This window comes from Jiulongibacter sediminis (assembly GCF_001306455.1).
Taxonomy (GTDB): Bacteria; Bacteroidota; Bacteroidia; order Cytophagales; family Spirosomataceae; genus Jiulongibacter; species Jiulongibacter sediminis.
Map to the genome: position 1 here is coordinate 190,806 of NZ_LGTQ01000012.1, position 12,752 is coordinate 203,557.

10 protein-coding genes are annotated in these 12,752 nt (G+C 41.2%); 3 read left to right on the plus strand and 7 right to left on the minus strand.

The features are described 5' to 3' along the window. Nucleotides 1–49 precede the first annotated feature (49 nt). The 4 genes from AFM12_RS15805 to AFM12_RS15820 all read right to left on the minus strand — a co-directional run bounded on the left by AFM12_RS15805 (nt 50) and on the right by AFM12_RS15820 (nt 6,157). Nucleotides 50–1,669, minus strand: a complete 1,620-nt coding sequence (locus AFM12_RS15805) for a sodium:solute symporter (protein ID WP_055150058.1) — start codon at nt 1,667–1,669, stop codon at nt 50–52. Between the two features lie 215 nt (nt 1,670–1,884). Further along, nucleotides 1,885–2,658 carry a sulfite exporter TauE/SafE family protein gene (locus AFM12_RS15810; RefSeq protein WP_055150061.1) on the minus strand — a complete coding sequence of 258 codons (774 nt, stop codon included), beginning with the start codon at nt 2,656–2,658 and terminating at the stop codon, nt 1,885–1,887. Nucleotides 2,659–2,683: 25 nt separating this feature from the next. Beyond that, nucleotides 2,684–5,059, minus strand: a complete 2,376-nt coding sequence (locus tag AFM12_RS15815; RefSeq protein ID WP_055150064.1) for a TonB-dependent receptor — start codon at nt 5,057–5,059, stop codon at nt 2,684–2,686. Between the two features lie 117 nt (nt 5,060–5,176). Then, entirely contained in the window at nt 5,177–6,157 is a 981-nt protein-coding gene (locus tag AFM12_RS15820) for a 2-hydroxyacid dehydrogenase (RefSeq protein ID WP_055150067.1), read from the minus strand. A 120-nt stretch (nt 6,158–6,277) separates the two neighbouring features. Between AFM12_RS15820 and AFM12_RS15825 the strand changes: the two genes are divergently transcribed. Beyond that, nucleotides 6,278–6,673, plus strand: coding sequence for a GxxExxY protein (locus AFM12_RS15825; protein ID WP_055150070.1), 396 nt, complete (start codon nt 6,278–6,280; stop codon nt 6,671–6,673). A gap of 50 nt (nt 6,674–6,723) precedes the next feature. Beyond that, nucleotides 6,724–7,923 (plus strand): Nramp family divalent metal transporter, encoded by a 1,200-nt coding sequence (locus tag AFM12_RS15830; protein WP_055150072.1) that lies wholly within the window; start codon nt 6,724–6,726, stop codon nt 7,921–7,923. Between the two features lie 52 nt (nt 7,924–7,975). Here AFM12_RS15830 and AFM12_RS15835 read toward each other — a convergent pair whose 3' ends face one another. The 3 genes from AFM12_RS15835 to AFM12_RS15845 all read right to left on the minus strand — a co-directional run bounded on the left by AFM12_RS15835 (nt 7,976) and on the right by AFM12_RS15845 (nt 11,259). Next, nucleotides 7,976–9,673, minus strand: coding sequence for a hypothetical protein (locus AFM12_RS15835; protein WP_131458407.1), 1,698 nt, complete (start codon nt 9,671–9,673; stop codon nt 7,976–7,978). Between the two features lie 213 nt (nt 9,674–9,886). Next, on the minus strand, nt 9,887–10,948 hold the full coding sequence (locus AFM12_RS15840; RefSeq protein WP_055150076.1) for an NAD-dependent epimerase/dehydratase family protein: 1,062 nt from the start codon (nt 10,946–10,948) through the stop codon (nt 9,887–9,889). A gap of 83 nt (nt 10,949–11,031) precedes the next feature. Then, nucleotides 11,032–11,259: a hypothetical protein gene (locus tag AFM12_RS15845; RefSeq protein ID WP_055150078.1), complete on the minus strand. Its 228-nt coding sequence runs from the start codon at nt 11,257–11,259 to the stop codon at nt 11,032–11,034. A 202-nt stretch (nt 11,260–11,461) separates the two neighbouring features. Here AFM12_RS15845 and lhgD point away from each other — a divergent pair, with 202 nt between their 5' ends. Beyond that, on the plus strand, nt 11,462–12,664 hold the full coding sequence (gene lhgD, locus AFM12_RS15850; RefSeq protein ID WP_055150081.1) for an L-2-hydroxyglutarate dehydrogenase: 1,203 nt from the start codon (nt 11,462–11,464) through the stop codon (nt 12,662–12,664). The last annotated feature ends 88 nt before the right edge of the window (nt 12,665–12,752 follow it).

The window sequence follows — 12,752 nt, forward strand, 5'->3', positions numbered from 1 at the left end:
ATATTAAAGAAAAGAGTCCCTTTGCAAAGCAAAAGGACTCCCATAATTTCTAACTAAAATAAGCCATCACATATATCACGATCGCCACAATAAACAAACTCGTGAAGATATCAATCATGTTAAAGCTTTGGTTATTCTCCTGACGCTGCTCCGGTGTTACAGTACTTATTGTCAAACCAGTTAACTGAGCCTTATCAGGTGCCGGTGAGAACAATGAAACCAAAATAGTAGCCGCCACACAGTACAGGAAGAAGAAAGCAGAGAACTTCAGGAAGTTCATGCTCGCAAACTCATAAAGGAAACTATCAGCTGGCAAAGAGTCTTCATAGACTTCGAGAATCAGACGGATAGCGGCAATAATTATACCCGTAAACAGGGTAAACAGGGCACCTTTTGAATTAATTCGGCTGGAGAAAATCCCCAATAAGAATACAGCAGTGATCGGCGGAGCTATATAAGACTGAACATTTTGAAGATATTCATACAGAGTACCTCCGGCTAGTCTTTCAATAATGGGCACCCAAAGAACACCAAGCAATACCACAACTCCGGTAGCGATTCTACCTACCTGAACCATACGAGCTTCGGAGGCATCTGGTCTTAGTTTTTTATAGATATCAATGGTGAATAAGGTTGAGCAGCTATTAAAAACTGATGCCAATGATGACATCAAAGCGGCCATCAAACCGGCAGCCACCAAACCTCTCAAACCTGCCGGCAAAATTGCCATCATTAAAGACGGGAACGCCTGATCAGGAGTATCCCACTGCAGTTCACCTCTCATTTTCAAAACCAGGGCAATGATCCCTGGAATTAGGAACAAAAACAAAGGCATCAATTTCAGGAAAGCACCGAAAATACTTCCTCTTCTACCCTCTTTGATATTTTTTGCGGTAAGTACACGCTGTACAATCACCTGATCAGTACACCAGTACCAGATCCCCACAATGGTAGAAGAAAGCACCAGCCAGTGCCACGGATAATCAGCATCATCCATATCACGCCACATATTCATATACTCCGGCCCTACTGTTTCGCGGATACTCTCCCAGCCACCGGCGGCATCAAGACCCATGAACGTCAAACAGGCCGCACCGACTACCAGAATAATAGCCTGTAGTGTCTCGGTATAAACCACCGCTCTCATACCGCCAAGAACTGTGTAAATACCCGTTAGAATCACCGTGGCCAAAGCCCCCTGCATAAACGTTACACCAAGCAAAGTAGAGATAACAATACCACCGGCGTATAGCGTTACAGACACCTTGGTCAATACATACGCAGCAAGACTGAATAAACTCAAAAACCATCTTGCTCTAGGGTCAAAACGCTTTTCAAGAAACTCAGGCATAGTGAAAACCCCGCTTCTCACGTAGAACGGAAGGAACAACCAACCAAGTAGCACTACTACCCATGCATGAAGTTCATAAATTAATAGGGGAAACTTATTTCCAGCCCCTGAACCTGCTAAACCTACAACATGCTCTGAACCGATGTTAGAGGCAAAAATGGAAGCACCTACCACAAACCAGCCCATGTTTCGGCCTGCCAGAAAATAGTCTTCACTATTACTTTGTTTTTGAGAAACCACCCACCAGGCTACACCCAGCAGCAGGGCAAAATAGCCCGCAATAACTACCCAATCCAGGGTAACTAACGACTCTTGCATTGTTTTTTAAGGTTAAGGTTTTGTACCCTGAAGGCACTTTACTTACAAATCAGACGCAAAAAAGTGAATTTTCTTCCGCTCACGCCTCAATTATTGTGATTAATTGAGAAATAATTGAATTCAACAATTTGTGTCTTTTCGACACAATTCTACAAAATTATTATTTCAATATTGACAAACCGAACACTTTTTCCTTTTCGGTATTCCTCATCAGCTTAAACCGAAACAAACATCTTTATCGCCGAAACAGCAATTACTACAATCAAAACTCTGTAAATCCAAACTTCTGAATTCGGGATTTTTGAAATAAACCGCACACCAAGCCAGGCACCAATGGATTGAAAAACACCCATGAGAATGCCATACGCGAAATGAACCTTGTCATAGTATATGAATAAGAGAAGAGCCGGAATGGTGAAACAAAGCACCATTAGCAACTTAATTCCATTAGCTTGCTTCAGATTATATTGTGAAACCAGAACCATGGCCGCCAATAAAAAAACACCAACACCTGCCTGAAGGAAACCGCCATAGACTCCGATTACGAAAAAGATCAAAATACTTTTCCAGCTTTTTCGATTAGATCCTCCCTCCCCTTCTGCTTTTAACCACCGTGAAGGCTTCAATAAAAGAACAATCAGCATAATGACCATCAGCGTACCAATGCTGTAGTTCATCAACTTTTCATTCAGATCAACCGCGATTTTAGACCCGATTAGGGCACCCACCACCGCGGGTATGGCCAGCCATTCGACTCCCTTAAAGAGACCAGGGAAGGTCTTATTGAAGCGTTGCGTAGCCACAGCTGATTGCATAAAAACACCAATACGATTTGTAGCATTTGCCACCGAAGGTGGCAGCCCGCAGATAAACATAAAAATGGGAAGTGTAATCAAAGAACCACTCCCGGCCAAGGTGTTAATAATACCCGTAAAAATACCGGCAAAAACAAAAAGGACGAACTCCCCGAGGCTAAGATCTATTTCCATAATTATGCTAAGTTAATGGAAATTATCATCCCTGATTTATACGATAACTCAGGGTCAGATTAAACTGTCTTCTTCTGAACTGACGGTTACTTTCTGTGTAAAAACCTTCGCCTGTATTGATGGTTCGCATCCAGCGGGTATTGAAAATATCTAGCACCGCAAAATTGACGGTTCCTTTGCGTTTCAGCACATCTTTTTTCAACGCGAAATCAAAGAAATAAATGGCCTTTCGACTGCCCTGAGCAATTTTTTGAGCAGCATCATAATTGGCTCTCAGCTGCAGATCAAGATTATCCGGCAACAAGAATCTTGTGGTATATCTGGCAAACCATGTATTGGTCTCTGTTTTATATTGTTCAGAAATGTTACTTCCGTCAATATTGGCATGAAAAAGATTGAAGTTAACATCCATTTTCCACCATTTATAGGGCGAGTAATTCGTAGTAAATTCTACGCCGTAGGCAGTTTCGCCATTCAGGTTTTGAGGTAAGGTAGTCGCAAATCCGTTTTCATCTACTTCGCGGATTCGCTCAATATTATCTGTGGTATTCCGATAGTAAACCGAAGAAGTCAATGAACCCTTTTCAAAGTTTTTGAGATGACCTATTTCGTAAACATCACTGTATTCAGGATTGAGATCAGGATTGCCACTGAAGAAATTCCGACTATCAGAAACCGTCATAAAAGGACTCAAATCATTATAAACCGGTCTTCTGATACGGCGGCTGTAACTTAATTGCAATGAATTGTCATTGCCCACATCATAAGTCAGGTGAGCACTCGGGAAGAAATTGAAGTAGTTTCTGGGGTTAACTTGATTCGTTTTCTCAAGTGTGGTTGACACATCCGTCCACTCAGCTCTGAGCCCCGCCTGATAGCTAAAGCGATTATTTTTGTTTCCTAAAATACCGTAAACCGCTGAGATGTTTTCATCATATAGAAAAACGTTATCCAACTCCGGAATTGGTGTTTCTATTCCTCCATCGCTAACATCATTCACCACATAGTCATTCTCCATGTCACGAAGAGAGATTCTTGCTCCCAGCTCTACTTTTCCTTCTTTTGAGAAAGGCTGAACATAGTCTAACTGATAAAGGAATTGTTTCTCAAACTCATCGTTAACCGAGTGCTGTACAAAGGTATTCACCTGATCCACAGAACCATCAGCTAAAGTACCTGCTTGTGTAAAAAGCTGGTCACTGTTCTCCCAATGGTCAAGGAAACGGAAGGTAGCATTAAGCTCATGGCCTTTTCGTTCAAACTGCCTTTTCCAGGTCACTACTGTTTCTGAAAGTGGTTCTACTTCATCTTCATCCTGGTTCCTGATAATTGTGGTCAGGGGATTTGAGAATGAATTGATATAATCGTTATAAACGTTCTCCGTTAATCGCTTTCCATCAGCCCGGCTGAGCATATAGGAGGCCGTTAAAATACTTTTCTCAGAGAAGTAAAAATCCAAGCCTCCACGAACGTTATTATTGAATCCAATAACATGGCCACTATTGGTTTGATCTAAAATTCGGGTTACACCTTCATCAAAAACTTCCTGGTATAAATCACCACGATAAGGTGTTTTATCATAGGTAAGAGCATAATTGACAAAGAAATTAATTTTCCTGTGGCGGTAATTCAAATTAACTGCTGCCCCATAATTTGCCGGCACGCCGGTAATCAATTGAAAAGAGCCGTTAAAACCCTGCCTGTTTTCCTTTTTAAGAATAATATTGATAATTCCAGCCATACCCTCGGCCTCATATCTGGCAGAAGGGTTCGTGATAATTTCTACTCTCTCTACCATACTGGCCTGTAAGGAGGCAAGTCCGGCACCACCTTTAAAGGTCACCAGACCGGATGGTTTTCCGTCGATCAGGATGCGGACGTTATTGCTCCCACGCAATTTCACTGTTCCGTCAGGGTCAACTGTCACCGAAGGTATATTAACCAATATTTGCTGAGCAGAGCCACCTGCATTGGCTAAATCTTTACCGACATTAAAAACACGTTTATCCAGGCTTAACTCCATTGAGCTTCGCTCAGCCTGAACTACGACTTCGTCAAGGTTTTGAGAGGATGAAGCTAATTCAAGGTCACCAAGATCGACCTCACTATTTTCTTCATTTATAACAAAGAAGGGCGTGTTCAACGGATTATAGCCAATGAACTCAATATTGGCGTAATACTGACCATACGGAACCTGGAGATTAAACTTCCCGGCTTCATCGGTAATATTGCCATCAACAAGGGTACTGTCACTAGTTTTAAAAATTCTGATACTGGAGAAAGCCAGGGGAGAATCACCCTCAGCATCTACCACCCGGCCAGTCACACGCCCGGTTTGAGCCAAAGATACCAGTGAGCAAAGAATGAGAATTAACGATTTTAATAGGGTTAAATACTTCATTGGTAAGATTAAATTCAAGCAAATAACGCAAGAAAGTCAGTCATAACCGTACTAAAGCAGCATATGGAGCCCTTATTATCGACGGGTGCAAACTTTAAGAAGATGATTTTACCAAGCTTATGATAAAACCTTTGGATTTACGCAGTGAATCATGGTGCCATTTTCAAGATACTGAAGAAGGTTGGCCGCCGCCAGTCGAGACATTTCATCACGAGCTTCCACAGTAGCTGACCCAATATGTGGCAAAACGCAGACATTTGGCATCTGAAGTAAAGGGTTATCTGGTTTCATTGGTTCAGGATCAGTAACATCTAAACCAGCACCCCAGATTTGTCCTTCTTTTAAGGCATTGATCAGGTCGGTTTCCTGATGCACTTTTCCCCGAGATGTATTGACAAAAATGGCCGTCTTTTTCATTTGAGTGAAAGCGGATTTATTGAAAATGTGCTTTGTTTCTTCACTCAGATTAGAATGAACAGAGATTACATCGCTTAATTCAAGCAACTCCTCAAAATTCACCTTTTGGGCACCTAAGTCCTTCTCAGCTTTAGCGTTGACAGATCGATTGCAATAGATAATATCCATCTGATAGGCTGCCTTACATTTTCTAGCCATTTCAAAACCGATGGCACCCAGTCCAAAAACGCCCAAGGTTTTACCATATAGCTCCTGCCCAAGATCAGCTCTGGGTCTGAAACCACCCCAGTTACTGGCTTCAATTTTCTTGTTCAACTGAAAAAAGTTTCTTGAAACAGCAATCATCAGCCCGAATGCAATGTCTGAGGTCGCCTTATTCATGGCCTGAGGAGTATGACCAACAGGTATTCCAAATTCATTGGCGGCTTGAATATCAATATGATCAAAGCCCGCAGAAAAGGTAGAAATAACCTTAAGTTGCCTGTTATTCTCCAGAAAATTCCGATCGATTTTATCTTTGCTGGATGGAATAATGTACTCAAAATCATGCGTCAATTTCAAAAGTTCCTCATAGGAGAATGGACTGGCAGAATCACCTACTGTCAGCTCAAACCTTGCGTTGCGAAGCATTTGAAGTCCTTTTTCAGGAATATCGAGAGTGACTAGTACTTTTTTTGACATTGGGAGGGTTGGTTTCTTTCAAAATTATCGATTAGGGTTTAACCATAACACTTAAATCGCTGCAAATGTCAGAACTTTGATTTTTTCTGATTTACTTGATTGCCTGATTTATTCACACTTATGATTGATAACCAATATAAATTCTCAGAAGAAACCTCAAAAATTATTGGCTCGGCAATGAAAGTTCATTCTGCCTTGGGTAACGGCTTCCAAGAAGTCATTTATCAAAGAGCCCTGGAAATCGAATTCACCTTTGATAAAATCCCTTTTCAACGGGAATTTGAAATGCCCATTTATTACCGAAACATTCAAATCGGCACTCAACGGGCTGATTTCTTAGTTTATGACAAAATTTCTGTAGAGCTCAAGGCTGTCATTCGATTAGAAGACGTTCACCTTGCCCAGGCCATTAATTATTTAGAGGCCTACAATCTTGAGGTCGGGCTGTTGATCAATTTTGGGGAGCGTAGCCTAAGTTTTAAACGGCTCTTAAATAAAAAATATCACCCTGAATAATCAGACCTATTCAAAAGAATCATTAAAATCAAGGTTTAGACTTGAACTTCATGAAAACCCTCTTTCAGAAAATAGGTCCAGGGCTGCTGGTTGCGGCGGCCGGAATCGGTGCGGGCGATATGATTATCAGCATTCAAACCGGCCTCGAATTTCGGTGGATTTATCCTTTGGTGGTAATTCTGGCTTGTGTATTAAAATACACTATTACTGAGGGCATTGCCAGGCATCAGCTGGCGTCAGGAAAATCGTTAATTGAAAGGTGGAACCTGATTATGCCCCTTTGGGCTCGACTCCTCTTCATGGCCTTCTTTATCGTTTGGTCATACATGGTGGGGGCTGCACTTATTTCCACAACAGGCCTTGCAGCTTCAACCATTTTCACCGGTCTCACGAAAGAATGGTGGGCAGCCTTGAGCAGTTTGTTAGCCTTCGTTTTAGTGTTTATTGGCAAGTATGATTTGATTGAGAAGCTCACCACCGCACTTATTTTGCTGATGTTCGGAATATTAGTGCCAGCGGCCGTTTATTATTTAATCGCAGACAAGATCACACTAGTTACCGAAAACCAATACGAACCTCTTACACTCATCATGTCAATGCTTGGCGGTGTGGGCGGTAGTGTAACCATGCTCAGTTATAGCTATTGGGCCAGCGAGAAGAAATGGTCTGCGGAAGAAGGAATTCAGAAAAGCCGCACAGATCTGAGACTCTCCTACATTATTACCGGGATCTTCATTCTTAGTCTGATGTGCATCACTTTTAAAATGCAAAAGACTGGCGAATTGAAAAGTGGAACTGACCTGATTTTAGGCCTTGCTTCGGCCTTTGAACGACTATACGGCAAGTCGGGAGACATACTACTTAAAGTATGTTTCTGGGGTGTTGCCTTTTCTTCATTACTAGCCGTCTGGAGCGGGGTTCCTTATCTTTTTGAGGATTTCTTAAATGGACTGAAAACCGGAAGCAACAACTCAGAACCTTCGAGAACTTCAAAGACTTATCGCCTCTTTCTTGCCTTTCTTTCTCTGGCCCCCTTGGCCACCGCTATTTTTCAAAGTGCCATTAGGTCAGTCATCAATTATACACTGATCTCTTCCTTTTTTGTGCTTGGTATTTCTCTAAGTCTGCTTATTATCAACAATAACAAAAATTGGATGGGCAAGTGGACCAATACAACTGCCAACAAGATAATCTTATCTCTTTCTTTGGTTGTTTTTGGAGGATTGTTGATTTGGCAGCTTCTTAAATAGAGATGGTCCTCTTCATCTTAAGGTATTAATCCATTTTGGGTGGGCAAAAGAATCACCAATTATCGATGTAAATGTTTTGATCAGAAAGGTAGACCTTTTGATTAACCTCTGAGACTTCATGCAATGCCAGTCGATAGAACCCCGCACTAACCGCCTCTTGAAAATACTTATCAGCCGAAATAAACATAGTCGGAACAACTTCTTGTGTAGCCGGATTGATAAAAAAACGATGGTCAATATTATACAGAACACCTATGAAGTAGCTTTCCAGTGTTTTTGTGTTTATCATACTTGCAAAATATTCGGTATCTGAATTTGAAGGGAGTATTTCTTCCTGGATAAATATTTCGATATAATCATGAGATACAGAATCCACTGTAAACATAGAATTAACCTTTACGGTGTCCCATTCGGAAATTTGATGCGAGGCAAGGTTAAATATCCCGTGGTCCACAAAATCATGAGTTATTTCATTGAATCTGTGATAATTCGACCAACCGATTTGTGAATCCATCAATGACCACTTATTGTTTTTTTGATAATTCATCAAATCAGCTTTTAAGCCAGAGCTGACATGACTTGCTCTTGGAATGTTACGTGTGTAGGATTTGTACAAGTTCTTCACTCCAATAAGAGCAAATAAGAGTAACAGAGCAATTTTGAACTTTGGACTTGTCTGACTGAAATTCTCGTATAGAAACAATAAAGTAATTACGAAAAAGAGCAACGAATACTGATTATACCATGAAGGAATGGAAAAGTTATGAATGGCCCGAACCAAGGCTACTTTAGACGCTGTACCACATACAAATAAAAAAGAACCAAGGAGAAAGTCGGAGTATTTGACGTTTTTGACCACCACTCTCAGCCACAAACTAACGTTCATGGCAATTAATAGAACGGTCAACCACCAGCGAATCATATGACTCTCAGCCTCGTAAAAACCACCTAAAAAATCAATTCCAAAGCTTATTGTGCTTAGATCCAGTGTTAGTTCACCAGTGTCAAACTCATAATTCTGGAAATAGGCGAAAATCGTAATAAGGCTCACGCCCAACACAATCAAAAACTTTTTCAAATACCCCCTTAAAAGATATAGGAAAGATAGAATCGGTAAAACAAGGAGTCCATTTCCATTACTGAAAGTGGCGGCTATGCCAACCAGTATGGCCGGAGTAAAATGATTTTTGTCTGCGAGGTAAAATGCAAGAAAAGAGAAGAATATTACGGCCATATTTGGCAAGCCGTAACTCAGGATACTGTTATGAAAAAATGAGAAATTGAAGAGCAGAAAATTCACCGGCACCAGTATAAAAATATCCATTTTACGACTGATACAGTAGTAATTCAAAAGACCGGCCAAAAGAAACAAACTAATATTCCCTACCCAAACATAGGTTCTGAAATTGATTTCACCGGTAAGCTTGAGCAGTGAAACCATTACTAGTTTTGAGTAAATAATACGATGCTGATTAAACTGCTGATAAATTAACTTCAATTGTTCAATAAAAGAATCAGCCTCCAGAAAATCATTTATAAAACCAAAAGACCAAAAAAAGTCGTCAAAGTATGGACTGTTGACAGCGAACCGATGAACAGAAATCACATAGATTGTGAAAGCGAAAAAACAAAGGAACGACACTACAAGGAGTTTGAGTAAACCCTCTTGATAGTGCAATTTCTTAGTAATCTGATCAGCCTTTTTCATTCCGCGATTGGCTCCCGAAAAAAGGGCGTTTGTAGTTCTCAATAACCGAAAGCGGATTAACTTTCGTTGATCCTAAAAAAATATCCAGAATGGAAATCTCAAAATCCTGAAGATTAGAAAACGATTAGATTTTGTCTGAAACAAAAAAAGACCCACCACTTGGCAGGTCTCTTGTCTCATGTCTTTCCGCAGGACTCTGTGAGAAATCTCATGTCTCGGTGACTGAGCTTGTCCGCAGAACTCAGTGAGTCGAAGTCACACCCTCTTCGAAATGTTATCGTACATCTGCGTCAAGGTCGTCTTCAGATCGTATTTCCAATCCCAGTTCGGGTAGTGCTCTTTGAATTTACTGAGGTCTGAGATATACCAGATATGATCACCGATACGATTTTCGTCAGACAGACTATAATTCATTTTGTTTCCGGTAATCTCTTCGCAAAGGGCTATCCCCTCTGTCATCGAGCAGTTTGAGAAACGACCTCCACCGGCATTATAAACTTCAGCAACACGCGGGTTTTGATAAAAATGCCAGAACATATTCACCAGATCCCAGCTATGGATATTATCCCGCACCTGCTTACCCTTATAACCAAAAATGGTATAATGATTTCCGGTAATGGCACATTTCATCAAATAGGCCAGGAAACCGTGTAGCTGAGCACCAGAGTGATTCGGACCCGTCAGACAACCGCCACGGAAAACCCCGGTTTTCATTCCGAAATAGCGTCCATACTCCTGCACCAGCACATCAGCAGCTACTTTTGAAGCTCCGAAAAGTGAGTGCTTGGTATGGTCAATGCTCATTTGCTCGTCAATACCATTCTTGAAATAGGCATGGTCTTCGGCGATTTCCCAACGGGTTTCTTTCTCAACCAATGGAAGGAAATTCGGGTTATCTCCGTACACTTTATTGGTTGAAGTAAAAATAAAAACCGCCTCAGGACAATGTTGACGAGTCATTTCTAACATCACAAGGGTTCCGTTAGCATTCACCGTAAAATCCATGAAAGGCTCACGGGCAGCCCAGTCATGAGATGGCTGAGCAGCAGTGTGAATTATCAGCTTGATATCTTTGCCGTATTCAGCAAAAATCTTCCCGATTTCCTCTTCAGAGCGAATGTCAGCCTGATAATGTCTGTAGTTGGCGTATTGATCTTCAATTCTTTTTTTGTTCCACTCTGTCGAAGCCTCGTCTCCGAAAAAATAAGCTCTGAGATTATTGTCAATCCCGATAACGAGATCAAACTTATCGGCCATAAAGGCAACTGATTCGCTTCCGATCAAACCGGCAGACCCGGTTACGATTGCTACGTTCATTTGATTGAAATGTAATTAAGCAAAAAAGCGAACGGCTGTATAAACCATTCGCACTTTAAAAATATTATTATTTAAATGCAGGATTAATTACCATAAAGCTTTTCCTTGATGGCCGTAGGTCTGGCAGCATCTTCAGGTGAAGCTTCATATTGTTGCTTTAATTGACGAGCTGGTGCATCAGGACCATCCCCGTAAATTCTTTCACTTCCGGCATTTACATCCTTCTGCTTAATCGTATTGTTCTTTTGATAATCACAAGAGCTTAGTGCTACCACGCCAGCCAGAAGGAATAAAAATCCTAATCGTTTCATTCGTATTTGTCTTAGTATAAATTTGCACAAATTTAAGTTCAGGGGTCTTAACAGCCAAAATTTATTGGACATAATCTTTAAAGTAAGATTTAAGACAAAAGACGTAAGACATTAGACAAAGGACTTAGGGCTGCTAAATGTCGGCCTTCTGAAAAATAACTTCTGACACCAGTTAATTGGCATCAGGCACCAAAAGAAATACATGAGATACGACGTTATTATCATCGGCGGTGGCATTGTAGGGTTAGCCACGGCATTGAAAATCAAAGAGCAAAAACCCAACACCCGCCTTCTGGTTCTTGAAAAAGAAGACGCTCCAGCCAAACACCAGACCGGCAATAACAGTGGTGTTATTCACTCTGGCCTCTATTATAAGCCGGGCAGTCTGAAAGCCAAAAACTGTATTGGCGGCTACCATATGTTACTCGATTTCTGTGATAAGGAAGGCATAGAGTATGATCTCTGTGGTAAAATAGTGGTGGCAACCAGAGAAGAGCAAATCCCTATTCTGGAGACACTTTATCAAAGAGGAAACGAAAATGGCTTGGAGAATCTGGAGTACCTCAATGTGGATCAAATGAGGGAAATTGAGCCCCACGTAGCCGGAATAAAAGGAATTAAAGTACCTCAAACTGGTATTATTGACTATACAGCCGTCACCAAAAAATACGCGGAGAAAGTACAGGAAATGGATGGGGAAATACGATTCAATGAACGTGTTTATTCTGTTTCTGAAGTAAACGGAGTTTCAACGGTGGTTACTTCAAAAGGCAGTTATGATACTACTTTGGTGGTCAATTGCGGAGGACTTTATTCAGATAAAGTAGCTCAAATGACGCAGCAGGATAAAATAGATGTGAAAATAGTACCTTTCAGAGGCGAGTATTACGAACTCAAAGCTGAAAAGCAGCATTTGGTAAAACATCTCATTTACCCTGTACCAGACCCTAATTTCCCGTTTTTAGGGGTGCATTTTACCCGAATGATTAACGGAGGTGTTGAAGCCGGACCAAATGCAGTTCTGGCTTTCAGGCGTGAAGGTTATAAGAAAACAGATTTTAAGTTTTCAGAGCTTAAGGAAACACTTCTTTGGCCTGGTTTTCAAAAAGTAGCAGCAAAATATTGGCGTACCGGCTTGGGCGAATACTACCGCTCTTTTTCAAAAGCAGCCTTCACCAAAGCGTTGCAGGAACTGATTCCTGAAATAAAAGAGGATGACTTAATTCCAGGAGGTGCCGGTGTGCGGGCACAAGCCTGTGATTATTCCGGTGGTTTGCTTGACGATTTTGCTATAATAGAAAACACCCAGGCTATCAATGTCTGCAATGCTCCTTCTCCAGCGGCTACCAGTTCGTTATCCATTGGTCAGTCGGTTAGTGAAATGGTTTTAAAACGTCTAAACTGATACAGACAGAATTTGATGGCCATTTGACCTCAAAATCTGTAAATTGCCCACGAAACGAAAACAATACTCTACTAAATTGGTAGAGTAA

Bases quoted from the DNA above. Each gene is read 5' to 3' on its own strand.
- AFM12_RS15825 (WP_055150070.1), top strand. From the start codon at position 6,278: ATGATTGATAACCAATATAAATTCTCAGAAGAAACCTCAAAAATTATT.
- AFM12_RS15810 (WP_055150061.1), bottom strand. From the start codon at position 2,658: ATGGAAATAGATCTTAGCCTCGGGGAGTTCGTCCTTTTTGTTTTTGCC.
- lhgD (WP_055150081.1), top strand. From the start codon at position 11,462: ATGAGATACGACGTTATTATCATCGGCGGTGGCATTGTAGGGTTAGCC.
- AFM12_RS15845 (WP_055150078.1), bottom strand. From the start codon at position 11,259: ATGAAACGATTAGGATTTTTATTCCTTCTGGCTGGCGTGGTAGCACTA.
- AFM12_RS15840 (WP_055150076.1), bottom strand. From the start codon at position 10,948: ATGAACGTAGCAATCGTAACCGGGTCTGCCGGTTTGATCGGAAGCGAA.
- AFM12_RS15805 (WP_055150058.1), bottom strand. From the start codon at position 1,669: ATGCAAGAGTCGTTAGTTACCCTGGATTGGGTAGTTATTGCGGGCTAT.
- AFM12_RS15820 (WP_055150067.1), bottom strand. From the start codon at position 6,157: ATGTCAAAAAAAGTACTAGTCACTCTCGATATTCCTGAAAAAGGACTT.
- AFM12_RS15815 (WP_055150064.1), bottom strand. From the start codon at position 5,059: ATGAAGTATTTAACCCTATTAAAATCGTTAATTCTCATTCTTTGCTCA.
- AFM12_RS15830 (WP_055150072.1), top strand. From the start codon at position 6,724: ATGAAAACCCTCTTTCAGAAAATAGGTCCAGGGCTGCTGGTTGCGGCG.